This is a genomic window from Kitasatospora arboriphila (assembly GCF_039528095.1).
GTDB lineage: Bacteria > Actinomycetota > Actinomycetes > Streptomycetales > Streptomycetaceae > Kitasatospora > Kitasatospora arboriphila.
This window is the reverse complement of the sequence record NZ_BAAALD010000072.1, coordinates 1-23,442: the sequence shown is the minus strand read 5'-3', so window position 1 is coordinate 23,442 and position 23,442 is coordinate 1. Positions and strand designations below refer to the sequence as shown.

The 23,442-nt window shown below is 70.2% G+C and carries 20 protein-coding genes and 1 pseudogene; 10 read left to right on the top strand and 11 right to left on the bottom strand.

What is annotated here, in order from left to right:
• The first annotated feature begins 169 nt into the window (after positions 1-169).
• Together ABD353_RS28800 and ABD353_RS28795 are read left to right on the top strand one after the other, a co-directional pair.
• On the top strand, positions 170-577 hold the full coding sequence (locus tag ABD353_RS28800) for an effector-associated constant component EACC1 (RefSeq protein ID WP_344626613.1): 408 nt from the start codon (positions 170-172) through the stop codon (positions 575-577).
• Complete coding sequence (locus ABD353_RS28795) at positions 570-2,138, top strand: caspase family protein (RefSeq protein ID WP_344626612.1); 1,569 nt, start codon at positions 570-572, stop codon at positions 2,136-2,138. Before ABD353_RS28800 ends, ABD353_RS28795 begins: the two co-directional genes overlap by 8 nt.
• A 643-nt stretch (positions 2,139-2,781) precedes the next feature.
• Here ABD353_RS28795 and ABD353_RS28790 read toward each other — a convergent pair.
• The 5 genes from ABD353_RS28790 to ABD353_RS28770 all read right to left on the bottom strand — a co-directional run bounded on the left by ABD353_RS28790 (position 2,782) and on the right by ABD353_RS28770 (position 8,293).
• Positions 2,782-4,035, bottom strand: coding sequence for a ParB/RepB/Spo0J family partition protein (locus ABD353_RS28790; protein WP_344626611.1), 1,254 nt, complete (start codon positions 4,033-4,035; stop codon positions 2,782-2,784).
• Positions 4,032-5,231, bottom strand: a complete 1,200-nt coding sequence (locus ABD353_RS28785; RefSeq protein ID WP_344626610.1) for a ParA family protein — start codon at positions 5,229-5,231, stop codon at positions 4,032-4,034. The genes ABD353_RS28790 and ABD353_RS28785 overlap by 4 nt, the downstream gene beginning before the upstream one ends.
• Before the next feature lie 221 nt (positions 5,232-5,452).
• A complete protein-coding gene (locus ABD353_RS28780; protein WP_344626609.1) occupies positions 5,453-5,980 on the bottom strand; it encodes a hypothetical protein in 528 nt (175 codons plus the stop codon).
• A gap of 19 nt (positions 5,981-5,999) precedes the next feature.
• Positions 6,000-6,281: a NucA/NucB deoxyribonuclease domain-containing protein gene (locus ABD353_RS28775; protein ID WP_344626625.1), complete on the bottom strand. Its 282-nt coding sequence runs from the start codon at positions 6,279-6,281 to the stop codon at positions 6,000-6,002.
• A gap of 113 nt (positions 6,282-6,394) precedes the next feature.
• A complete protein-coding gene (locus ABD353_RS28770) occupies positions 6,395-8,293 on the bottom strand; it encodes a helix-turn-helix domain-containing protein (protein WP_344626608.1) in 1,899 nt (632 codons plus the stop codon).
• 337 nt (positions 8,294-8,630) lie between these two features.
• On the opposite strand from ABD353_RS28770, the gene ABD353_RS28765 reads away from it, so the two are divergent.
• From ABD353_RS28765 to ABD353_RS28750, 4 genes and pseudogenes are all read left to right on the top strand, one after another.
• A complete protein-coding gene (locus ABD353_RS28765; RefSeq protein WP_344626607.1) occupies positions 8,631-10,787 on the top strand; it encodes a PLL family lectin in 2,157 nt (718 codons plus the stop codon).
• Positions 10,788-11,221: 434 nt separating this feature from the next.
• Positions 11,222-11,410, top strand: coding sequence for a hypothetical protein (locus tag ABD353_RS28760; protein ID WP_344626606.1), 189 nt, complete (start codon positions 11,222-11,224; stop codon positions 11,408-11,410).
• Complete coding sequence (locus tag ABD353_RS28755) at positions 11,410-12,117, top strand: restriction endonuclease (protein ID WP_344626605.1); 708 nt, start codon at positions 11,410-11,412, stop codon at positions 12,115-12,117. The genes ABD353_RS28760 and ABD353_RS28755 overlap by 1 nt, the downstream gene beginning before the upstream one ends.
• A 39-nt stretch (positions 12,118-12,156) precedes the next feature.
• Positions 12,157-12,799, top strand: a pseudogene (locus tag ABD353_RS28750) (Tn3 family transposase); the annotation flags it as partial.
• Positions 12,800-12,948: 149 nt separating this feature from the next.
• Here the strand turns inward: ABD353_RS28750 and ABD353_RS28745 are convergent.
• The 3 genes from ABD353_RS28745 to ABD353_RS28735 form a co-directional block, all read right to left on the bottom strand.
• Positions 12,949-13,653: a hypothetical protein gene (locus tag ABD353_RS28745; protein ID WP_344626604.1), complete on the bottom strand. Its 705-nt coding sequence runs from the start codon at positions 13,651-13,653 to the stop codon at positions 12,949-12,951.
• 1,439 nt (positions 13,654-15,092) lie between these two features.
• Positions 15,093-15,371: a hypothetical protein gene (locus tag ABD353_RS28740; RefSeq protein ID WP_344626603.1), complete on the bottom strand. Its 279-nt coding sequence runs from the start codon at positions 15,369-15,371 to the stop codon at positions 15,093-15,095.
• A gap of 104 nt (positions 15,372-15,475) precedes the next feature.
• The gene (locus ABD353_RS28735; protein WP_344626602.1) at positions 15,476-15,688 is read right to left on the bottom strand and encodes a hypothetical protein; all 213 of its coding nucleotides are present in this window, start codon (positions 15,686-15,688) and stop codon (positions 15,476-15,478) included.
• A 203-nt stretch (positions 15,689-15,891) separates the two neighbouring features.
• Here ABD353_RS28735 and ABD353_RS28730 point away from each other — a divergent pair, with 203 nt between their 5' ends.
• Both ABD353_RS28730 and ABD353_RS28725 read left to right on the top strand, forming a co-directional pair.
• Positions 15,892-17,598, top strand: coding sequence for a tetratricopeptide repeat protein (locus tag ABD353_RS28730; protein ID WP_344626601.1), 1,707 nt, complete (start codon positions 15,892-15,894; stop codon positions 17,596-17,598).
• 117 nt (positions 17,599-17,715) lie between these two features.
• A complete protein-coding gene (locus tag ABD353_RS28725) occupies positions 17,716-17,958 on the top strand; it encodes a hypothetical protein (protein ID WP_344626600.1) in 243 nt (80 codons plus the stop codon).
• Between the two features lie 611 nt (positions 17,959-18,569).
• Here the strand turns inward: ABD353_RS28725 and ABD353_RS28720 are convergent.
• Both ABD353_RS28720 and ABD353_RS28715 read right to left on the bottom strand, forming a co-directional pair.
• On the bottom strand, positions 18,570-18,707 hold the full coding sequence (locus ABD353_RS28720) for a hypothetical protein (protein ID WP_344626599.1): 138 nt from the start codon (positions 18,705-18,707) through the stop codon (positions 18,570-18,572).
• A 209-nt stretch (positions 18,708-18,916) separates the two neighbouring features.
• A complete protein-coding gene (locus tag ABD353_RS28715; RefSeq protein WP_344626598.1) occupies positions 18,917-20,221 on the bottom strand; it encodes a tyrosine-type recombinase/integrase in 1,305 nt (434 codons plus the stop codon).
• Positions 20,222-20,751: 530 nt separating this feature from the next.
• On the opposite strand from ABD353_RS28715, the gene ABD353_RS28710 reads away from it, so the two are divergent.
• Positions 20,752-20,982, top strand: coding sequence for a hypothetical protein (locus ABD353_RS28710; protein WP_344626597.1), 231 nt, complete (start codon positions 20,752-20,754; stop codon positions 20,980-20,982).
• A gap of 242 nt (positions 20,983-21,224) precedes the next feature.
• Positions 21,225-21,713, top strand: coding sequence for a tyrosine-type recombinase/integrase (locus ABD353_RS28705; RefSeq protein ID WP_344626596.1), 489 nt, complete (start codon positions 21,225-21,227; stop codon positions 21,711-21,713).
• Between the two features lie 176 nt (positions 21,714-21,889).
• On the opposite strand, the gene ABD353_RS28700 is transcribed toward ABD353_RS28705, so the two are convergent.
• The gene (locus tag ABD353_RS28700; protein WP_344626595.1) at positions 21,890-22,057 is read right to left on the bottom strand and encodes a hypothetical protein; all 168 of its coding nucleotides are present in this window, start codon (positions 22,055-22,057) and stop codon (positions 21,890-21,892) included.
• Between the last annotated feature and the right edge of the window lie 1,385 nt (positions 22,058-23,442).

The following is a 23,442-nucleotide window of genomic DNA, read 5'->3' as shown; positions in this document are numbered from 1 at the left end:
TCCAGTATCAGCGTGTCCACCCATCAGGGCGAAGCCCCAGGCACTACGCGCCGGCCCGCGGCCCTCAGCATCTACGACAACCCGAGGCCGATTCGATGAACTCCCCTCGTGAGCAACTCGCTTGTGGCACTCTGTCCGCACCTTGATTTGCCACACCCAGGGGGGCGGAATGAATCGAGCACGAGAATCAGTAGAGATCGGCCTTGTCTTCAGCGATTCGGACGGCGCGGAGACGACCGAACGCGAGATGGAGTCGCTGATCGAGGAACTCGACCAGCTCCCACTGCTCCACATGGAACATACTCCGGCCCCGCCGGCACCCCGCGGCACCCGGGCCGGTGACGCCACCGTCTACAGTTCCCTGGTCCTGGGCCTGGCTGGAGCACCCGCCGTCCGGGCGCTGATTTTGCTGGTCCAGGACTGGCTGGCCCGTCGTACCTCGGGCACGGTCACCATCCGGATCGGGGACAGCGAGCTGGTCCTGGAAGCTGGGTCGCCCGCCGGGCGCCGTCGGATCGTCGAAGCTTTCCTGGCGCACCTCGCTTCCACCGGCCGCGAGGAGGACTCCGATGGCTAAGCGGGCCCTTGTGCTGGCCGCCGAGACATATGACGACTCCCGGTTTGCGGCTCTGCCCGGCGCGGCCTATGACGCCGAGCGACTGCGCGATGTCCTCGGCGACCCGGCGATCGGCGGGTTCGAGGTGAACGTACTGTCCGGCGCATCGACGCTGGAATGGAAGATCGCGATCGAGCAGTTTTTCAGCTCCGCCACCAGCGACGACACCCTGTTGTTGCACTTGTCATGTCACGGGCGCAAGAACCGTCGCAATCAACTGCACTTCATCACCAAGGACAGCAAGTTCGACGCGCTGGCCGCCACCTCGGTCGAAGCGGAATTCATCGCCGCCCGTATGGAAGAGAGCCGCAGCCGACGCATCATCCTGCTGCTCGACTGCTGCTATAGCGGAGCATTCAACAGGGGAATGCGTACCCGCGGCGACCAGGAGGTCGAACTCAAGGAGACCTTCGAGGGCAGCGGCCGGATCGTCATCACTTCCTCCACCGCCCTCCAGTACAGCTACGAGACCGCACACGAGACCGACCTGGCCAGTCGAGTCGAAGGCCAGCCCTCGGTGTTCACCTCCGCAGTTGTGCGCGGTTTGCAGACCGGGGAGGCCGACCTCAACGGGGACGGCTTCATCAGTGCCGACGAGCTGTACCAATTCATCAGCCACTGGGTACCCAAACAGGTGTCGGACCAGACTCCGACGCTGAGCGTCACCTCGGCCGAGGGAGGGAGCCTCGTACTGGCCCGCAATCCGCGTGCCGTCGCGTTGGCCCACCAGGCCCTCCGCAGCCCACTCGGCAGCGGCACCGTGCCCCCCTCCATCCAAGCGTTGGCGGTTACCGAGGCCGGCCTCCTGGTGCAGGAGTCGGAGGCCAAGGCGGCCGAGCTGAGCGGGAAGCTTGCGGTGGCCGAGGCGGAAGCGGCCCGGAACGCCGGTCCCCGGGCTCGGAACGCCCGGGCACTGGTGCGGATGTTGAGCCTGCTGTTCGGGCTTCTCGGAGGGGCGATCGGCATGTGGGCGGCCTCGTTCTGGGTGGCCGGCTTCACCCTGCCCAACGACGGTGGGAAGTTCCCTGCGCTGGCGATCTGCGTCGCGGTCCTCAACATGTCCTTCCTTGCCGTGGGTGTCGCGACGGCCAAGGTCGGTGTTTTGGGGAACAGGGCCCTGCGTGGATTGGTCATGGAGGAGCTGGCCGGAGAGGAACGGACCAAGCGAAAGGTCCTCTGGGGCCTCCTGTTCGCCTGCACCCTGGCGCTTCCGTTCTTCGCCATCGCTGCCGAGCTGATCTGGCTGGCTCCCGCCACTCTCCGTCTCGGAGGATGGATCTCACATCTGGCTGGATTCCCCGTTGGCATCCCGTCCGGCTGGGGCAGCACGCTGGTCGTGCTGCTTGAGACCGTCGGGGGGGCCGTCGCCATGGCCGTGGCCCGTGAGCGCACGCCCGACGAGGAGGTCATTGAGGAGAGGGGCCCCGGCTACGTCAGACGAGTCAGGTACAAGAAGTTCGGTCCGTTCCGCTGGACGGAGGAGCACAGGCAGGGCGGTGGCTCCGACTTCGACTTCCTCTGACATCCTCGGGCGTCGGTGGCTCGGACAGTGCAGTCTGCAGGCTGGGGTCTGCCGACTGCACTGGGCCGTGTTGTTCGTGTTGATGCCTTCCGGTTCCATTGGCCGCGGCGGCCTGTGACTGCCGGTGAGCCGCACTGATCTTCGTGGAGTCCTTGAAGCCTGGGTTACGATCCAGGCGTAAGGAGAACCACCTGCAGTGCCAGCACCACGTAAGTACCCCGATGAACTCCGCGAGCGCGCCGTCCGCGAGGTCCGCTCCACCCTCGCTGCGCCGCTAGTCCGCTGCCATGGCCCGCCTCGTCGAACGGCTCGGCTGGACCGTCGTTACCGGCCCCTATCCCGCATCGACCTCGCCATCCTCAAGGTGGTGGTCGGTGGCACCTGCTGGGCGCTGCGTCTCACAGCCGCCGACGTGTGGCGGTACGTGGCAGTGGTACCAGCACCCTGTTCTGCGGCGCGGCCAACGGGACGCTCGTCAGCCTCAGTGTGTGAGTTCTGTCGATGCTGTTCGGCCCGGCCCAGCCGGTCTTACGGCTGACGACGGACGAAGTGGCGAGGGCGCTGCTGCATGTTGTCCTCGAAGTCGGGGAAATGCCGCGGGCCCCGCACCAGTGGAGGGTGAGGGGCCCACGGCGATGGAGCGTCAGCCGTTCCTGTGGCGGATCGACTGCAGAACTGCCTTCCCGCCGGGCTCGCTCTGGACGATGGCCAGCAACGCCCCCGCGAGCTGAAGGGCGGTACGGGCGTCGACGCTGGCCCGGATCGTCCGGGCGGCAGCGGTGACGTCCCTCAAGTCCAGGTGCAGGGTCAGCGAGGCGGAAACGGCCTCGGCACGCTGGTCGGGGACGGCCGCCTGGCGGTCGGAGTAAACCGGGTTTACGTCTCCGCCGTCGCCGACGCTCTCCTGTGTGGGACCGTCCTCGGCGCCCTGAGAGCTGTCAGCGGTGTGCTCGCCGGCCGTCTCCCGGGAGTAAACCGGGTTTACATCCTCAGGCCGGACTGCGGCCCCGGTGCTCTCCGGCGACGGGTCTGCCACGGTCGTGGAGTAAACCGGGTTTACACCAGCGACCGGGGCAGAGCCGTCGGCGGGCGCCGCGCCCGCCTGGGCCGCCGGAGGGTAAACCGGGTTTACATCAGCCGCCGGGGCGGTGGCCTTCGCGGGGGCGGTGGCGGCCCTGGCGGCCTCCATCTGCTGCTCCCCCGTCAGGTCGCCGCGGCGGGCCGCGGCGCCGATCCGGCGGGCCGCCTTCACGGTCAGCTCCCCCGTCTCCACCATCTCCTGGACCTCGGGCGTGAGGTGGAGCAGGGCCAGGCGCTGGCCGACCCAGGCCGGGGTCTTGCTGAGCGCACGGGCGACCGCCGCCTGGTTGCCCTGGTAGGTGGTGTCGAGGAGCTGCTGGATCGCGCGGGCCTCCTCAAGCTCGGGGACGGCCTCGCGATGGGTGTTCGCGGCCAGAGCGGACTGGAGCATGTCCGTCGCGGTCGCGACGAGGTCGTCGTTGAGGTCGACGCGCAGGCTCTCGAGGCCGGCGCGATGCGCCGCGTGCAGGCGCCGGTTGCCCTCGAGCGCAACGAACTCGGCATCGCCAAGGGCCCCGGCCTGGTCCGGGTGGGCGGCGAGGAAGGCGTCCCGGCTAACCACGGTGACTGGCGAAATCTGACCGTGGGTACGCAGGCTCTCCGCGAGTTCGGCGATGGTCTCCTCGATGATCGTTCGCCGCGGGTTGAGCGGGTTGAAGACGATCGACGACACAGGCGCGAGAGAGGAACGGCGGACACGACCGGTCGCGTCCAGCGCCTCACTGCGCGCCAGGACCTGGTCCTGCGCCGGGGCCGCGTCCTGGGTGAGCGCACCGAAGGAGCCGCCCCCTCCTGCGAGCTTCTTCGCGATGCTCATCCGAGCCTCCGGCGGATCTCGCGCATACGCTGCGCCTGGATCGATGTGGGGGCGTACATGAGGAGCGGCTGCTTGAGGTGGACGGCCTCGCGCTGCTCCTTGAGATCGGGGACGACCGCGACGACGGGCGGCGTTCCCAGGGCCTGCCAGTTCTCGAGGGAGTGGGTGGCGACGTAGCCCTTGCGCTTGTCGAACTTGTTGACCACAAGTCCGAGGCGGTCGATCTCGACCTCGTAGTCGAGGCTTATGGTGCGGATCTGGCTGTCCAGCATGACGTAGGCGTCCGCGGAGGAGTCCTCCGCCTCGACAGGGACGAGCACACCCGAGACGCCGACAGGCTCGTTCCGGCGGCGGTGGCCGTAGTAGAGGCCGGCGTCCATGGCGAGGCCCAGGTTCGGCGGGGCGTCGATCACGATCGTGTCGAAGTGCTCCTCCAGCGGGGCGAGCGCTCTCTGGAGGCTTGCCTCCCTGGGACCGCGGACGGACCCGAGGCGCGAGTCGAGCAGAAATGCGTCGAAGCTCGAGGGCAGCAGGAACAGGCGGTCACCGAAGTGCTCGGGCGCGACCGGCACGACCTGGTCCAGGAGCGTGCCGGCCACGCGTTCCCGCTCCACCATGTGCGTGACCAGGCTCTCCTCGCCCGGGGCAATCTGCTTCACGCCCAGCTGTGAGGTCAGGTGGCCCTGCGGGTCGTAGTCGACCAGCAGGGTTCGGCGCGGCGGCAGTGCCGGGAGCTTGGAGGAGCCGGTGCTGGCGGGCAGACCGAGAGCTATGGCCTGACCCACGCCGGCTGCGATGGTGGTCTTGCCGACGCCGCCCTTCTGGTTGCACACGACGATGCGGCGCGTGTACTGAGGGATCGTCAGCTCGGCCAGCGAGACGCTGTGGGAGTCGATCCACACGCGGACGGCCTGAGCTAGTCCCTGGACGAAGGAGATGTCCCGTGTCGTGCAGTCGGCCTTGAAGGCGTCGTACAGACCGGCAGGGAGCCAGGTGTTCCAGCTTTCGGCGCCGGCGGTGTCGATGGTGGGGTTGTTGCCTGCGGGGCGGGCACGCCACTGCTCGACGGCTTCGGTCACCGCGTCCTGCATGTCGATGCCGAGCTGGGCTGCCCGGGTCTTGAGTTCCTGGCGGAGGGAGGCCGGAAGCTTGGATGCAACCTTTTCCCGAGCGCCGTCGGAGTATGGAGATGCCATGACGTCACCATAGTGGCGCAGCCAGGTTTTGGAAGCATCCGGGCGGTGTGTTTGAGGCTCGGATGCGCCTCGAGGTGCGAGCGGCGCTTGCCTCCCGACCGACAATTCGGTCATAGCATCAGAAAATTGGCCGGGCCCGCACTTCATGCTGTGCGGGCCCGGCCACGTTTGATGCTTCGGGCAATCCTCGCCCCGCGCTGGCGGCGAGGCGATGCCTGGACTCAGTCGACTTCGACGTCCGACTCGTACTGCCACCACAGGTCGATCCGGTAGGACTCGAGCACCTCGGCGTGGGCGGCGAAGACGTTGTCGGAGTCGGCTTGGCCCTCCGGCTCCGCGAGGCTGCGCAGCAAGGAGGCCTCCTGCTCGGCGGCGGCCTCCCGGCCGCGCCAGGAGACCAGGGCGGCGTAGACACCGGGCCGGGGCAGTTCGATGTATCCGGCGTACTCGGGTGAGAACGCCCGGATGGTGACGGTGCCGGTGGGGCAGTCCAGGACGGCGGGGCAGAAGGCGTCGCGCTCCCCCAGGCTGCCGCCGGTCACCGGCCCGTCCCACACACGCAGGACGATCTCGGCAGGTGAGGTGCCCTGGAGGCTTCGGATGTAGAGCTGGGGGCCGATGCCTGCCACGACGGTCTGCCGGCTCCGCTCGGCGGTGTCGTTGTCCGGAAGGTAGGCGTCCGAGTCGTAGACGAAGATCAGTCCGTGGTCCGGCTTCGCTTCGGTTCGGAATTCAAGAACCGCAGCCATGGGATCTCCTGTCCCTGCGTCACGGGGTTGTCTTCACGTAGAACGGGGCGCCGTCCAGGATCCGGTTCTGCGTGTACACGGCGAGGATCCTGGTGCCGCCCTCTTTGTTGTCGGCGGCATCGATCAGTCGGGACGAGTACCGCCTGGTCGGCGAATCGCCGCCCGCCGCAGCTCCCTCGTAGGTGGATGAGAAGGGGTACTCGTCGCATTCCAGGCCCGAGCCTGCGTAGTTGCCCCATACGTCGTCGCATGTCTTGATCGCCGCTGTCCGGTTGGTGTCCTGCTTCGCACGGTCGACCAGGCGGTGCAGCGGCTCCAGAACATGTCCTGATCCAACGCACCGCGGGCCGGGATGCCGAGGCGGAGGACACGAGGATTGCCCCGGGGTGGGCGATCTCTTGGCCAGAGCCCTGGTCAGAGGGGGTTTTTCCAGACGATGCCGTGGAAGACGAGGTTGCCGCTGGGGCTCGAGGCCGGCAGGGAAGTGATGCGGATGACGGCGTAGCGGCCTTCGGTGCTGTGGGCGCAGAGCTGATCGCCGGTGTGGAGTGCGGTGAGGTCGATGCGGGTGGTCCAGGTGGTGGCGCGGGCGCAGCGGGCGGGGGTGGCGTCGGGGGTGGTTTCGATGGGGGCGAGGGCGGCGGAGTTGGTGGTGTAGAGGCGGTCGGTGGCGATCCACAGGTCGGCGTTGGGGTTGCTGCTGGGGTTGTCGAGTTCCTGGCGCCAGTAGTCGATTCCAACCGAGCGGTAGCCGGGCTCGGTGGCGCTGAGGCTGACGTTGCGTTCTTCGTTGACGATGCCGGGCGGGTCGGCGGGAGGGGCTGCGCCGCCACCGCCGGACGTCTGTGTTTTCGAGGGTGTTGTCGTCGGTGCCGGTGCCGTGGGGGCCGGGTTGGGGCCGGGTTCGGGCGTCGTGCTGCCGGAAGTCAGGGTGGGGACCGGATTCCCCAGGTCGGTGAGAGCAGTGGGACCGCCGGACGGCAGCCCGCCGGCGGTCGGTGCCGGGGTGCCGGCGCTGGGGCGCGCGGGGTCGGGCATGGACTGGTTGGTGGTCCGGTCGGGGGAGGGGAGTGCGGTGTTGCCGTGGCCGTCGTGCAGAAATGCCGGGAGCAGGGCTGCTCCGGCCGCCAGGGCACCGGCCAGGAGCGCGATGGCTGCCGCGACGGCGACGTGGGTGCGTGGCTGGGTACGTCGGGGGACGGCCGGCAGCCGGGAGGTTTCCCCGATGTCGGACCTCGCCTGCTGGCTGCCGTTACTGCCGTCGTCCGGGCCGGGGCCGGCGGCACCGCTGTGCCCTGCATGGTCGTCGGCCTGCGGCGTGGCCATTGCCGCGGTGCCCGCGGTCGTGGGCACGGCCTTGTGTGGGGTTCCGCTGCTGGCGGTGTCCGATGCCTGTGCGGACCGGTCGGCCTTGGGCTGGTGGGCGTCCGCCGCAGGTGGCAGGCCGTCGGTGCTGCGGGACTTGGGGCGGTCTGTGGCCGCGGATGCGTTGCCTGCCGGGGCCGTGTCCGCGGCTGGCGGGGCAGGTGTGTCCGGGCTGGGGACACGGACCGCGACGTTGTCTGCGGTCTCGTCTCGTGTCGCCGTGTTGCCGGACTCCGGGTGACCTTCTGCAGGCTGCTCTTGCGCGGGCGCGCCGACCGAGTGCAGCTCGGCGACCGTATCGGCCGGCAGAGGTAGGACCGTTGCGCCGGGCTCCCTGTCGGGTGCTGTGTTGCTCGGACTACCGTTGTGCGCCGTATTGGCGGGCAGCGGTGCCAGTGCTGGCTTCGGTGTCGGCAAGGGGGCGGCGGTGGCCGTGCCGTGGATCTGGCGTGGGCCCGCTGCCAGGTGGTGGGTATGGGGCTGGGGCGACTGTGCCCGCGTGGTCGGGTCGGCCGGTTCGGTGCTGTCTGCGGGCGTGGTTCGGCCGTCGGTGGCTCGCGACCCGGCTTCCGGGACGGCGGGGTGGGCGGTGCCGTGCTCGGGCCCGGCCGGGTGAGTGCCGGGCGTGGTGTCGGCGGGATCGGTCGCGGTGTCCGCTGCGGGCGGGCCGGGCGTTGTGGGGCTGGCCGCGGTGTGCAGCCGGCTGCGGGCGTGTTGCCACTGCTCTCGGAGGGCGGCGGTGGTGGCCGGGTCGGCGGCGCAGGCCTGCGCGTAGGCGAGCACGGTGGTGAGGGTGGGCAGGGCGACGCCCTTGTCGGCCTCGGAGAGGGTGCTGTAGGCGATGTGTGCCCTCTTCGCCATGTCGCGGTACGTCGGTTTGCCGGCCTTGGCCCTGATCCGTCGCAGCTCGGAGGCGAAGGCCTCCACGGGTCCCTGCTCGGGGTCCAACGGCCTTTTCGTACGGCCCAATTCGGGTCTCCAGGAGCATCGCGGCGGGCAAGGCCCCAGCGTATCGACGCAGTCCGGATGCCTGGGTGCTGTTCGCCTCAACAGCCTTTTGTTCGGGGGTTGTTCAGGGCGGCCTTCGTGTCTGCCGAACAAACAAAACCGCAGCTAGACCAGTGGATGCACGCTCCACCACCGAGTGAGAGACGAGGAAGCGATGCAACCCATGCCTGTGCTGCGGTGCCCGTCTGCGGGTGCCGCCGATCCGACCGGGGCCCCAGCGGGCCGGGGCCGTCCCGGCCCGGCCGCCGCCCACCGTGCCACCCGTGCGGTGCGGCGGGTGCTCGGCGTCCTGCTGGCCGTCGTGGCGGCCGTCGCTGGCCTGCTGACCGCCGCCCCGGCGCACGCCGCCGCCTGGGACCCGGGCAGCCGCACCATCAGCGCGCCCAAGGCCGCGGACTGGTTCATCTACGGGGACCACTCCGCCGCCACCGCCACCGTCTCGCGGACCGCCGATTCGACGGACGCGTTCTGGGTGGGGCTCGACGGGGCGATCGCCACCGCCTCCTGGCAGGCCGGACGGGGATGGAGCGCTCCGCGGAACATCACCGCCCCGGCGGCCTCCACCGGCAAGGGCCTGTCCGTGGTGGCGCGCAACCCCCACCACCTGGACGTGTTCTGGGTCGGCCAGGGCGGCACCGTCGCCACCACCTGGTGGGACGCCGCGACGGGCTGGGGCAAGCCGTTCACCGTCGCCCCGGCCGGGTCCGCGTCCGGCGCCGCCACCTCGGTGGTGGCGCGCAACCCGAACCACCTGGACGTGTTCTGGACGAGCCCGGCCGGGGCGGTGTCCACCACGTGGTGGGACGTTGCCACAGGCTGGGCCAGGCCGTTCACCGTCGCCCCGGTCGGTGCGGCGGCGAAGACCGCTACCTCGGTGGTGGCGCGTAACCCCAACCACCTGGACGTGTTCTGGACGAGCCCGGCCGGGGCGGTGTCCACCACCTGGTGGGACGCCGCGACCGGCTGGGGCAGGCCCTTCACGATCAGCGCACCCGGTACGGCGGCGAAAACCGCGATCTCGGTGGTGGCGCGCAACCCCAACCACCTGGACGTCTTCTGGATCAGCCCGCAGTGGGCGGTCTCCCACACGTGGTGGGACGCCGCCGCCACCTGGGCCAAGCCCTTCAACCTCGCCCCGGACTGGTCCGCGACCGACACCGACGGCGTCACCGCCATCGCCCGCAACCCCAACCACCTGGACGTGTTCTGGATCAACCGGCAGGGACGCGTCGCCACCACCTGGTGGGACGCCGCCACTCCCTGGGGCGCGCCGTTCCCGATCCCGTCCTGGGCCCGCTGGGGCATCTCGGCCACGGCCCGCACCCCCGACCGCGCCGACCTGTTCTGGGTCGACCCGAACGGCGCGATCGGCACCACCACCTGGGACGAGCAGAAGCCGACCCCCGGCTCCCACGCCCGCATGACGAGCTTCTCGCCCGCGAGCAACGGCTTCCAGTTCCGCAACGACTTCACCACCGAGCCGATCCAGAACCTCCGCTTCGGCGGCCTGTGCGGCGGCATGGCCTACAGCGCCCTCGACTACTACTACACCCACCAGCCGATCCCTCAGCAGAACATCCTCCCGGCGACCGGCACCAAGCTGTTCAACCAGATCTACAGCCGGCAGGTCCCCTCGATCACCGACAACGTCGACAAGTGGGCCGAGCTGATGGTGAACCCCTTCGGCTGGCGGACCAACGAGTTCTTCAACTGGGGCCTGCAGGGCTTCAACGGCGGCCGCCTGCAGGAACTGCAGCGCTCCATCGACGCAGGCCGGCCCGTCCCGCTGGGCCTGTTCAAGGCCGGCAACGGCGGCGCCGGCCCGCACCACCAGGTCGTCGCCATCGGATACGACCTCGGCCGCTACCGCGGGGACCTCGGCGCCTTCAAGGAAGACCTGAAGATCTTCATCTACGACCCCAACCACCCGGGACAGACCGTCACCCTCGTGCCGTCGGTGGCCGACCACTCGTACCACTACCTCGAGTTCCCCGGCGAGTCGTGGATGACGTACTTCGTCGACAGCAAGTACCGCACCACCACACCCCTGTCCCTGCTGGACGAACCCGGCAACCAGGGAGCCACGCCGAACCAGCTGGCCGTCACCATCGGCACCGGCGGCGACGACCTGCGCGGCGGCAGCGACAACGCCAACATCGTCGTCACCTTCACCGACGGCCGCCAGCAGTTCTTCGACAACATCAACAACGGCGCCCGCTGGATCGACAACTACGCCCAGACCGTCGTCCTGCCCATCTACCCCGGCAACGCCAAGGTCCGCAGCGTCGTCCTGAGCACCACCGGCGGGGACAACTGGAACGTCAACACGCTGACCGTCAAAACGCTCGCCGGCCAGATGCTCTACCAGGCCTCCGGTAACCCGCTGGTCAGGTTCACCGGCGCCCACATCCCCTACACCGCACGCATCAACTGAACAAAGCCCGTGCGGCCCGCCTGACCACCAGGCGGGCCGCACCCGCATGCCGGTACCGGTGCGGACAATGCAGTCCCGACCCCTTCGCACTCTCCGTCGGGACGGGTTTTCGCCGTTGTCGGATGCGCTGCCACGAGCCGGGTCGTGCGCCCTGCGTTTGCGCAGGCCGGGACCGTGAGTGCCCGCCGCTGCCGCCCAGGCCGGCCGGCAGCAACAATCCCTTCGGTTCGGCGCCGGAGAGGAGTCCGAGGTCGGCGCGACTGCGGGTCCTGGCGGGATGGGGGTGTGCGCGGGAGCGTGCCCCGGGCGCGCGGTCCGGATCTGTTCGGCCGAGCGGTGCGGGGACGGACGATCCGGGCCCGGTTGTCCGGGCCTGCTGCTGCACTGTTGGTCGGCCGGTCGGCAGGGTGCCGACGGGCCGACGAGGAGGGGTCATGGCAGGGCGGCACTACGTACGGGGCCACTGGCGGAACAACCCGGTGCCGAAGGCGGCGAAGCCGGGGCTGTGGGTGGTGCTGGCGGCCGGGGCGGTCCTGCTGCTGATCCAGCAGACCGGTAGCGGGGCGGCGCCGCAGCCCGGGCCGACGGCGCCCGCAACGGCACCCGCGCAGGCCGGTCACTGATGCCACGGCGGCCGCGGGGCTGGCGCAGGCTCGCGCCGCGCACTACGGCGGACCGGATCGCCGCCGGCGTCGTCGCCGCGGTCGCCCTCATCCTGCTCACCGAGGCCCTGCGCGCGGCGGGCCGCCTGTTCGCCGCGGCGTGGCCGCTGCTGGCGGCCGTCGTGGTGATGGCCGCCGCGGTCGGAGCACACCGGCTGCGGCAGTCGACCGTGCGGCGGAGGGCGGAGGCCGATCGGACATCCCAGCTACGGCTAACCCTGGCGGCGATCGACGCGATGACGGACCACCAGTTCGAGTTCGCCGCCCGCGACCTCCTGCTGCGCGACGGCTGCACCTCGGCCCGGCAGGTCGGCCGCCAGGGCGACCAGGCCGCCGACGTCATCGCCCACCACCCCGCCCACGGACGCATCGTCATCCAGTGCAAGCACACCAAAGTCGCCGGCAAAGTCGGCGCCCAAGTCATGTACCAAGTCAAAGGCACCGCCGGACCCGTCCACCACGCCGACATCGCCGTCGTCGTCACCAACGGCACCCTCACCCGCGACGCCGCCACCTGGGGCAACACCCACGGCATCCACTGGATCGACCGCGACCGGCTGCGCCGCTGGGCCGAGGATGGGGTTGCGCTTGCGGACCTGCTGGGCCTGGCCCCACGTGTGCGCGCCCTACGCTCGGCCGTTCGCTCAGGAGCAGGCACCGCTAGATGACCAGGTTGCCCGCCCCCTGGTGTCGCAGCTACGGACACGCGCGCGGAGGTCGAGGTCGCGGCCCGGCTGCTGGACGAGCTGCTGCCGCCGGGCGACGACGAGACCGAGGTGGAGATGCGCCGCCAGCTGGTCGGCCGCTACAACACGGTGCGCCCGTTCTTGTCCCTGCTCGATGAGTCGTCGTCGGCGCTGGAGGCGGTGAAGCGCCTGCTCGCGCTGTCGCAGCGCAAGGTGAAGGCCAAGCCGCTACTGCCCCGCGAGATCGACCAGAAGCTCGTGCCGCCGGCCTGGAAGAAGGCGGCGTTCTCCAACCCCGACCTGCCGCAGGGAGCGGTGGACCGCGACGCCTACGTGGTGTGCATGCTGGAGCAGCTCTACCAGGCGCCCGAGCACCGCGACGTCTTCGCCTCCCCCGTTGAACCGCTGGTCCGATTCCCGGGCGCCGCTGCTGGACGGGCCGCAGTGGGAGGCGGTGCAGGTCGACGTGCTGCACGGCCTGAGCCTGGAGGCGCCGGTCGGCGAGCACCTGGCCGAGCGGGTGCGGGCGCTGGACGCGGCCTGGCAGCTGATGGCCGAGCGGCTGGAGGAGGCCGGGCAGGACACGAAGCTCAGCTTCGAGGTCCAGCCCGACGGGCGGCTCAAGCTGAACGTGGACCGGCTCGGGGCGCTTGGCGAGCCGAAACTCGCACATCACGCACTCAGCTTCGCGCAGCCACGTACGTCAGCGCCCACTCTGCACGCTCTCCCACACCGCTCCTTCCCTCTTGGTCGATGCTGGACCAAGAAGCATCCTGGCATCCCCGCCCGGCCAAGCAACGACCAGACTCTGGCTCAGCGACGCAGCACAAAGCCCTCAAAGTCGGAGTCCTGACAGTCAGGTACTGATTCTGGTCCTGGGTACGGGTAGACGTTCATGGCGCGCACCACGATGTAGTGCTTGCGGGCTGGCAGGTAGACCTTGTAGGCAGGCCGTTCCTCGGCGCCGTCAGCCCAGATGGCCGCACAGGTGACCCAAACCCTTTCGCCGGCAATCGAGTCTGACTTCCAGTCCTCGTCCGTGTAGTACGGAAGCTCCCCGTTAGCCTCCCTCAGCCTGCCTTCGAAGGCGGCCGACGACGGCGGGCTTGGGGTCGGACTTGGGGTGGGCGGCAGTGGTGACGTCGGCGGATAGTACGGGACTGACGGGCCGGGCGTGGGAGGCGGTTCGATCGGATCGACGTACGGACGCTCCTCATACCCGGCAAGCAGCAGGCGAAGAAGCCCGGCGATCAGAACAGCAGCACATCCGGCCGCAATCCACAGCAGGTGGTAGCTCTCCGGCTTTCCACCCATCGCATTGACGATGCTGGAGAACAGTTGCCAGCTGTGACGCCGCTTGCCGCTAAGTGCCTGGGATACTGCTCCAGGGCTGCAGTACGCGTCGCTGGCAATCTGTTGCGTGGTCTTACCGCTCTCGGCGCCTAGCTCCCGCAAAGTGGACGCCAGCTCCCGGCGGGGCTCAGGGAGATCGGGGTGGAGCTCGCTGTACGGCTTCACTCGCGACGGCTCCCCTTGGAGGGCTTGCCGTTCCGTGACGGCCTCCATAGGTCCCTGGCGATGAGCACGATTCCGCTGGCTATCGGCACGGCCGCTACGGGCGAGGAACCGAGGTGGACAAGCAGCCACACAAGCAGGCTGACCAGGCCGACGGCCAGCATGCGCTGCAGGAACTCGTAAGTCGACACGAGTGCTCCGACCTATGTGGGTAGTTGGTGACGCAATGGCGTGGTTCCACCTTCCCGTTTCGGTGGCGGCTCCCGCCACTCATCTGGGGCACCTGTAAACAGTTCGTCTGGGACACCTGTAAACAGTGGGGCGTGAGCTGTAAACATTTCGCAGGCCACCGCCCCTGGCCTGCGCCAACGTCCTGACTCGGCATACATGAATGCGCCGACCGAGTCGGAGCCTCGGTCGGCGCATTCATGTATCTCAGCGGCGGCTCAGGCGCACTGGGAAGTCGGAGCCAGCGACGGCCACGATGCTCATGACGGATACTGACGGGCCGTCTCGATGATCTGGCGCCAAGTCGACTCGGCGGTCTCCTCGCCGACCCGGTGGCACCAGCGCGTACGCCCGCGGTGGCCAGCAGTCGGACGGTCTCCTCCTCGGTGAGGCTCTCGGTGGCGGAGCGGTCAGGGTCGACGGCCGGTCGGCGGACCCCTCGACGAGTCGACGGCCACCGGATCGACGGCAGCGCGGGCCGCATACCGATAGAAGGAGGAGCAGACGGAGAGCACATTGGCACGGGCGGCTCGGAGTACGGGGCTCCGGTCGGCGCCATCGCCCCGTACACGCCGCCGCGGACCCTCACCAGGTGGGCGCGGTCTCCAGGTGCCGGGCGAAGGCGTCGGCGAGCGGGTGCTGGCCGCGTGCGCGGCAGTACCGGCTCCAGACCCGGAAACGCCGGGCCTATGTCTTTCTGGTGTTGGCCGAGCGGTAGTGCGCGATCCAGCCGCTGGCGAGGTCGGGCAGCGGGTCACCGGCGTCCCACTCGGCGGCCAGCTCCTCGCGCAGCAGCCGGCCTCCGCTGGCCAGTCGTCCCGGGGGTCGAGCGGGACCGCGGGCGTCGGAATCGCGCCGACGGCGAGGACGAGGTCGGTCACCGAAGCCGCCGGCGAGTCGAGGAAGCAGTGGGATACGCATACACGCGACCGGTCAGCGACCGGCGCCACCGGGTGCCGTCGTCCTGCCCCACACAGCCGAGGGTGAGAACGACCGGGATGTCCGTGGTGACCGCCGAGTCCACCGCGACGTCTACGGTGAAGACCGTCCCAGTGGGGATCGGGCCGGGCTGCCGCTGCAGCGGGCCGATCACGGCGGGCGGGGCCCAGAGACCGATCACGTGGTCGCTGGTCGCCGTGACCGTGATCTCGGCCAGAGCGGGTCCAGCGGTTTGGGTGAGCTGGAACCGGGCGAGGCGCTCCGGCGCGGCCGGGTTAGGGGTCGCTCCCCGGTACAAGACCGCGAACTCGGGGCCGCGGGCCTCTCGGCGGGTCGGCGTCCTCGGCGTCGAGCGGGCGGTGCATCAGCGTGACCTGGTCGTCGGCGGCCTTGGCCTGCTGTTCGGCGGCGACGGCCTGGCGCTGGGCCAGGTCGGCGGTGGTCTGCGCGATCCTCGCCTGCTTTTTGGCGATCCAGGCTTGCCAGAAAGCGATGCCGCCGGTCGCGGCACCGACGGCCCCCGTCGCGAGTGCGATCGTCGTCTCGGTATCCACCGTGTCCCCTTCAGCTGGCGGCCGCCGGACCGGCCGTCAGCCTTGCAACGGGGAGGGAAGGATAACCGTCATTATCCTTCCCTTTCCCCGGACCGTTCCGGGGCTCAGCCGATCAGCTTGTGAAGGCCCAGCACGCTCGCCCCGAAGGCGGTCAGCCCGGCCAGCACCGCGCCGGCCGCCGACCGGGTGCTGAGGAACGTCAGCCCGCCGACGACCAGGCCGATGACGGCCGCCGCGAGGAGGACGACGACGGTCCGCAGCGTCAGGAACGGGGTGGGGCCGGACTGGTTCGAGGGGTTCGGGGTGGGCGTGCTCACGTTCTCCTCCATCGGGTGCCAGGGGCCGCGGAGCGGTTCCCCGATCGGGTCGGTGCGGCGGAGTGCCGACGGACAGGAAGAGCGTGCGACCGTTCTCGGTAGTCCCTAAGCGGTGGGGGCGTTTACGCAGGTAAGGTCCGGACAACGGCGGGGTTGTCCCGGGACGTCCAGGACACGAACGCCGTCAGGGGGCGGGAGTTCACATGGGCAGGCCGTGGGGGCCGATCCGGGCGCGGACGCCGGAGGCGAAGGCGCTGGCGATCTTCCTGCGGACGCGGATCGACGAGAGCCCCCTGACGATGACCGCCGTCTCGGAGCGGGTGCCCTACTCGAAGACGCGGGTCGGGGAGTACCTGTCCGGCGATCCGGTACCCGAGGAGGACTTCGTGCTCCTGCTGGTGGCGGTGACCATCCCTGAACCGCAGCGGTGTGCGCGACTGCAGGCCGAGGGCCGCCGCCTGCTGAGCGAGGCCAGGGACCCGAAGGACCGGCACACGAACCAGGACGGCGACGGCAGCCTCGCCGGCAAACTCGAACGGGTACGCGCACAGCAGGTGGAGACGTATGAACGCCTGACGCGGGCCCTGGAGCGACAGACCGAGTTGCAGGAGACGGCGAAGCACTCGACGCAGCTGGTCATCGTGCTGCTGTCCATGATCAACACCCTGGCCGGCCGAGTGCACACCCTGTCCGCCGAACGCGAGGAGCTCCTCGGTCAAGCCGGTGACCGCCGGGAACTTGAGGACACCCAGCAGCGACTCACGCGCGCACTGGACCAAGAGCGTCGCGCGAAGGAGGAACTGGAACGCGCGCGGGACAAGCAACGGCAGGCCGAGGACCTCGCCGCCCGGGTCCAACAGCAGGTTGACGAGCTGACCCACTCACTCGACCGGCTCCGCGCCCGAGACCACGGCACCGACCCCTCGGCGGCCTCGGACGGCAGCACGCACACGACGGCGGGCAGCACCAACGTCGTGGCGGACCCGGTCGCCGACGATATCGACCAGGCCCTCGCGCAGGCAGCGTCCGTCAACGACACCGACGAGCAGACCCTTCAGCGCATCACCGACGAACTACAGGACACAGACTCCCGCCAGGTCGTGCCCTACAGCCCAGCCGCAACCTCTGGCCGCCCGACGGTTGTCCCGAATAACCCGGACAACCCCCCGACCGGGAAGGACCCCAGCGCCGGGATCCAGGCGGCCTCTGGCCCGCCGAGCGCCGACCACCCCAACACCCTCACCGCCCGCCACCATCACGCCGTCACCCTCGGGAAAGCGGGGGAGCGGGCCGAGGCGGCCCGCCTCCTTGATGCCGTGGTCCAGGCCAGCGTCCGCGTGCTCGGGGCCGACCACCCCGATACCCTCGACGCCCGCCACAGCCACGCCGTCACCCTCGGGGAAGCGGGGGAGCGGGCCGAGGCGGCCCGCCTCCTTGATGCCGTGGTCCAGGCCAGCGTCCGCGTGCTCGGGGCCGACCACCCCAACACCCTCACCGCCCGCCACAACCACGCCGCCAACCTCGGGGCGGCGGGGGAGCGGGCCGAGGCAGCCCGGTTGTTCGATGCCGTGGTCCAGGACCGTGTCCGCGTGTCCGGGGCCGACCACCCCCACACCCTCACCGCCCGCCAGAACCACGCCGTCAACCTCGGGGCGGCGGGGGAGCGGGCCGAGGCGGCCCGGTTGTTCGATGCGTTGGTCCTCGACCGTGTCCGCGTGCTCGGAGCCGACCACCCCCACACCCTCGACGCCCGCCACAACCACGCCGTCAACCTCGGGGCGGCGGGGGAGCGGGCCGAGGCAGCCCGCCTCCTTGATGCCGTGGCCCGGGACCGTGCCCGTGTGCTCGGCGCCGACCATCCGGGCACTCTCACCAGTCGCCGAGAGCAGCAGTTGTTCGAAGAAAAGTGATTGATCATCATCCACCCCTTTCTGATGGGGTGCCAGCTGTTCTTGCCGATCCGTCGGCGGGCGGCCCCAAACGCTGACACCCTCGGGGGCAACGCCGGCATTGACCAGGAGGCAGCGGTGGTGGACGACGAGAACGACCCGGACGAGACCTCCCGGCCGGAGCTCGACTACGGCTACGGCCTCGAGTACGAACCCGACCCGTTCGCCGACCCGCAGGACGAGTGGCCGCAGGAGTGGCCTGACGACCCGACCGGCGACGACATCGAAGCGATGTACGAGGCCGCATGGCGGGACGGAACGATCACCCGGGACAGCCCGGCAGCCAAGGCGTGGAAGGAACGGCCCTGGCTCCACCGGTAGACGCTGCACCGTCCGGTATGCCCCACTGGATCGCCGAGTTGCCGTCTGGCCGTGTTGGAGATGCAAGACCTGTCACGAACTTGAGGTCGGCGAAACCTTCAGGTCGGTACATCGGGGAGTGACCTCCCCGATGTACCGGTGCCGCGGCGGTTGGGCTCCCTCGGATTGTGACGTGGGTACGTCGACCATGATCACGGAAATCTCTGAACCCGGCAGAGGGAAGGGAGGGCGCCCCCGCGGTCCCGATTTCTAGGCAGGGAGGTGTCTCTCCCCGGGGCACCGCCATGGCCTGCCGACGGAGGGGCAAGGGCCATGACCTACCGCAGGATGCCCGGTTGTCATGACCGTGCGTTGGTACGGCCTGGTGTTGGGCTGGTCGGGGTTGGCCCGGGTCGTTGTCCATCCGGCTTGGCGTTCACCGGTGGGGTCGCGCGCGTGCGCGTTGGACGGTCCGGAAAGTCCGGGAAGGTGGCGCCGCTACCCGCTACCGGGCTGGTCGCGGTGGGGGCGGGCCGCTAGCGGGGGTGCTACCGGTAGCAGGGGCTGGCGCTACCGGTAGCGGGCAGCAGAGCGCCCCGCCCGGTCGGACCGGTACGGGGCGCGGCGCGGCGCTACTTCTTGATCATCAGGTCCAGGAGCATCACGACCGTTGCGGCCACGGCGAGCCCCGCGGCCAGGGTCGGGTTGTGCATGGAGAGGTACACGACGGCCGCGCCGACGCTGAGGAGCAGGAGCGTTCGGGTATCCACAGGTGGGTGACCTTTCGAGGTGCTCAGGGCCCGCTGTGCTCTCCCTGGAAGTTGCGCACGGCGTGCTGCTCATGTCCCTACTGCGACTGGCAGAGCTCAGTCGCGGTAGGGACAACTGGGTCTTGCTGAGGCCTCGCAATCAGATTTACCCGAGGTGCTTCCACCACGTTCCTGTACTAGGAAGGCAAAACTCTTTGTCTGTCTCGGAGTCAGAGTCCGATGCCGATTAGGGGCGAGCCGGTGACGCGGTCGACCTGGTCGAGGTAGCGCAGCAGGGAGCGGGAGCCGTCGGCCCATCCGCCGGCGCGACCGATGCTGACCAGGTCGTGTCCGGCCTGGCGGGCGGCAGTGGCGAAGCCGCGGCGCAGGGAGTGCCCCGACCACTGGCCCTCGAGGCCAGCCGCGTCGGCCAGCTTGGCGACGACGTCGCCGACGGCCTCGGAGGTGAGGCGGCCGGCGGGGTCGCCGACCGGGCGGCCGCGGCGCAGCATGGGCGCGGCGATACGGCCGTGCCGGTTGATCCGGACGAACAGCGGGCCGTCGGTGCGCCCGGCGGCGTGCAGCTGCTCGCGGTAGGCGAGGACGGCGCGCACGGGGCAGGTGGCGGGGTCGGAGCCGTGCAGCACGGCAGACTCCGTGAACGCTTTGATCTTGCGGCGGTACACGGTGGCGTCGAGGCCGTGGTCGACGGTGACGACGTCGGCGAGGTCGAGCGCGGCCAGCTCGGAGACGCGGGCGGCGGTGGCGAAGCCCAGCAGGACCAGGGCCGCGTCGCGGGCGCCCTGCAGCGTTGTCCGGTCGAGGCCGGCCACCATCGCCCGCAGCGCGGATGGCACGGCCGGGCTGGCCTGTCGCTGGACGGCGGCGGGGTCCTTCGTCTCGGCGAGGTGGGCCCGGTAGCCGGACAGCACCTTGCGGGCGCCCTTGGTCTCCGGGGCCAGGAGGTCGGCGGCCTTGTGGGCGGTGCGGATCGCGGCCAGGGCGCGCTCGATGCTGCCCGGGGCGAGCGGCCGGCCGGTGCGGGGCCGCGGGGTGGTGGTCAGGTGGGTCACGTACTCGGTGACGGTCTGCGGGGTGGCCGGGAGCGCGGTGCGGCCCACCGCGGTGCACCAGCTGGTGAAGGCCCGCATATCGGTGTCGTAGGCCCGGCGGGTCGAGGCCGGGATGCCGGCGGCGACGGCCGCGGCCGCGGCGGCGGACAGCATCCGGTCGACCGTGGCAGCCTGCTCGACGGCGGCCGGGGTCCGGAGGGCGGGCAGTGCGGCGGCGGGCTGCAGGGCGCGGCGGGCGAACTCGGCGGCGCCTTCGCGGGTCGGTCCGGCGAGCGGGGACAGTCGGCCGTCGGCGAGGACCCAGCCGTACGCGGTGTGCCCGTCGAGGTCGGCGGCGAACGTCCAGCCGGCCACCGCCCCGTCGTCCCCGTGGATCGGCTCCGGGTCACTCGCGGCGTACGGCGCGCCGGGCTCCCCGGTGCGTCCGGCGGCGAGCAGCGCATCGGCGGCGGTGCGGATCATGTCCCCCCTCCCAATTCTGGCTCCTGAGAAGAAACATTATCGGGAGTCAGACGGGGCATGGGGCGACATGCGAGTCGGAATAATTGCATTGATATAGGGCAGAAATGCGCATAGTGGGTGCATGCAGGCTTGGGAGTACCAGTGGTTGGGGTTGAAGCAGGTGTGGCGTGACATCGGGGTCTTCGGAGAATGGGAGCCCGTTGTCGGCGAGCTGAAGCAGAAAGGGCGCGAAGGCTGGGAGGTCGTGGGGGTGTTCCGTGTCGTATCAGGCGATACCGATTGGGGAACCGGGGAGTGGGCGGCAGAGCGCCGCAGGGAGGAGAAGAAGCATCCGCAACACTTCGGGTGGGCGCTTCTGAAGCGACCTGTTCCGCAGCATCCACCGCTGAGGGTGACACCCGACGTTGGCTGGCGGTCGCCCCTGGCTCCGGGCGGTCCGACCTTGAGGTGACGGACGGCTCGCCCAGGATTGCTCAGTCGGCGGGCCGCCGCGATGCAACCGTTCAGAGGCGCAGCGGGGCGATTCGGGCATGACGGGGCATCGGGTGCAGCAGGTGCGGGATGATCATGGGACGACCGCACGCCGCCCGCTGGGCACCGGACCCGCCGTCACCGACTCGACCGAGCGCGTCGAGGACCGACCGGAGCGGCGGCTGCCCGCTGAGCGGTGGGGCAACGTGGTGGCGCCCGCCGACGTCGAGGACCAGGCGCAGCCGGACGGCGGCCGTCGGCGACTTGGCGATGGTCCGACGGCCGGGTGACGGGCCCGTAGGAACCACCGCGGGTACCACCGGAGGCACCGCCGAGGCTGCCACCGCAGGCACTACCGCAGGTACCGCCACGGGGCCGCGTGGTGCGGTCCTGACCGCGGTCCTGGTGGCGGTCTTCACTGGGGGTCTGACCAGCGTCTCGCCCGTTCTCGGGCCCGCCGGGCCGGTGCAGGTCAGGGGCGGTCATCAAGGAATCCCGGGGTCTGACACTTGCCGTCTTCGACCTCGCCGACGTGGTCGACACCGAGCACGGCCTCGACGTCACCGTGTACCGCCGCAAGACCAAGAAGCACACCGTCTCGGCCGTGCTGTACGGCTCCGACCCTGCCACCTGCCCCGTGCGCGCCCTGCAGGCCTACCGCCAGCTCCTCGCCGACGCCGGCCGCACCGACGGCCCGCTGCTGGTCCGGATCAACCGGCACGGCCGCATCGCCGCGCCCATGCTGCGCCGCGGACCGCCTGTCGGCGACCCCACCGGACGACTCACCCCCGACGCCTGCGCCGACGTCGTCGAGCGCCTGGCCGACCGCGCCGGCCTCACCGGAGACTGGTCCGGCCACTCGCTGCGCCGCGGCTTCGCCACCGCCGCCCGCCTCGCCGGCCACGACCTGGTCGCCATCGCCGACGCCGGCGGATGGGACCGCGGCAGCAAGGCCCTGCTGCGCTACCTCGACGACGTCGACCGCGTCGCCCGCTCACCCCTGATCGGCATCGGACTCTGACCCTGGCTCCGTTCGTCCTGATGTTCACCGGCGCCGAGACCACCGTGAACCTCAGGATCAACGGCATCAGGCGCTGCGCCCCACCGTCTGCCCCGGCTGCCGCTTCTGCGAGGAGAACACCGAGGAGTGAGAGCGGTGGCCCGTCGGCAGAGCGCTCCGCCGACGGGCCACCGGTTTCAGCTGCCGCCGTTGCCGTTGTTCTTGAGCAGCACGGCGACCAGGCCTACGACGCCAACTCCAACCAGGAGGGCGACGCCCACTCCCGGGTGGAGATAGGCGACGTAGGTAACGACACCGCCGAGCAAAAGCAGAACAATGGCCTCGAGGCTGAAGTGCCCGTTCAAGCTGAGCCCCCTTCGGGTTCAGGGGACCCGCCGTGCGCCAGCGTCTTGGCCGAGGCAGCGCGCGGCGGGTCATTGCCTAGACCCGCCACAACGCAACGGGCCCGCATCCCAAAGGGAAGCGGGCCCGAACATGAAAAAAGGCCCACGTATCCCTTTGAGATCCGTGAACCGCGCTGGGCTCATGTTGGCACGTCGGCGCCGCGCCTACCAGGGGGTACCGGCAAAAACTTTCTGTGAGAAGCTAACTACTCTCGGACATATTCGCTGGCAGTCGCCGTTCAAGCCACAGACTCCAGTCAGCGACCACCCTGCGTGACCGCTTCTCGAGCCCGTGTCCGCAAAGTCACCTCCTGTGGCCCCACGGCGGCCCTGTCCCGACCGAATCGACCTGACCTTGAGTGTGGCATCACCCGCGCCGGGAAGATCCTGTCCCGGCTGACCTGACCCGCTGCGCCGTTCATCCTGTTGTTCTCCGGCGCCGAGACGACCACAAACATCGGGACAAACGGCATCCGCTACCGGGAGCGCCCCAACCTGCTACCAGTAGTACCCCCGCTAGCAACCCGGCTGGCCTCCCACCTCGGCGGTAGCGGGTAGCGACGCTCAACTTTGCGGACCGTCCAACACGCCCGCGCACGAGACGAGCAGCACCCAGCCGAGCGCTAAGCCACCCGAACAACGACCCGGGCCAACCCCTGACCGACCCAACACCAGGCCGTACCAACACGCGGTCGTGACAGCCGGGCGTCCTGCGGCAGGCCATGGCGGTGGGGGAGCACCCCATCGGTCTCTGCCCTCCAGACCCCCGGGGAGGTCGCTCCCTCGATGTACGGGTCTGGGGTTCCCCCGACCTCGAGTCCGTGACAGGTCACCGCGGGACCGGTCCGCACCCCTCCCCCGCGCGGGGGAGCAGCGCCACGCCAGCAGCTGCCACAGCCGCGCCACAAGACATGCCGCGCGTCCAGTTTTCTGGACGTCCTCGAGCGGCTGCCGGCAAGGGAGGACTGATCGGACGGGCGCGGTCGCGCCCGCGTACCGGGTGCGGGCCTATGCGGCTGGCGCGTTCACCGTGCCCGCCCTTACGGCCGCAAACGGCCTCCCGGACGGCCCCGGGCGCCGCCCGCCTCCTACCGAACCGTCAGACGCCCACAAGAGCCCGTACAGGCCTCGTGGAGCGCCACCACCTCGAGACAGTCACACCCGCGGACGGTGGTGAGCCATCGAAGCCGGATGGCGGGGTGGTGGGTAGCTCTGTTACCCCAGCTATCCACCACCCCGGCGCCCGCCGCGGACGGTGGCCGCAGGCTGCCGGGTGCGGCTCGGCAGGCTTAGGGCGTCCGCCAGTAGGTCATCGGATGCGAGGGCTTCGTGGGCGGGTGTCCCAC

What these genes read in the sequence shown, in the direction of transcription:
- ABD353_RS28760 (WP_344626606.1), top strand. Translation starts at nt 11,222, where the DNA reads ATGGCAGGGCGGCACTACGTACGGGGCCACTGGCGGAACAACCCGGTG.
- ABD353_RS28795 (WP_344626612.1), top strand. Translation starts at nt 570, where the DNA reads ATGGCTAAGCGGGCCCTTGTGCTGGCCGCCGAGACATATGACGACTCC.
- ABD353_RS28800 (WP_344626613.1), top strand. Translation starts at nt 170, where the DNA reads ATGAATCGAGCACGAGAATCAGTAGAGATCGGCCTTGTCTTCAGCGAT.
- ABD353_RS28790 (WP_344626611.1), bottom strand. Translation starts at nt 4,035, where the DNA reads ATGAGCATCGCGAAGAAGCTCGCAGGAGGGGGCGGCTCCTTCGGTGCG.
- ABD353_RS28710 (WP_344626597.1), top strand. Translation starts at nt 20,752, where the DNA reads ATGACGGGGCATCGGGTGCAGCAGGTGCGGGATGATCATGGGACGACC.
- ABD353_RS28755 (WP_344626605.1), top strand. Translation starts at nt 11,410, where the DNA reads ATGCCACGGCGGCCGCGGGGCTGGCGCAGGCTCGCGCCGCGCACTACG.
- ABD353_RS28730 (WP_344626601.1), top strand. Translation starts at nt 15,892, where the DNA reads ATGGGCAGGCCGTGGGGGCCGATCCGGGCGCGGACGCCGGAGGCGAAG.
- ABD353_RS28785 (WP_344626610.1), bottom strand. Translation starts at nt 5,231, where the DNA reads ATGGCATCTCCATACTCCGACGGCGCTCGGGAAAAGGTTGCATCCAAG.
- ABD353_RS28715 (WP_344626598.1), bottom strand. Translation starts at nt 20,221, where the DNA reads ATGATCCGCACCGCCGCCGATGCGCTGCTCGCCGCCGGACGCACCGGG.
- ABD353_RS28780 (WP_344626609.1), bottom strand. Translation starts at nt 5,980, where the DNA reads ATGGCTGCGGTTCTTGAATTCCGAACCGAAGCGAAGCCGGACCACGGA.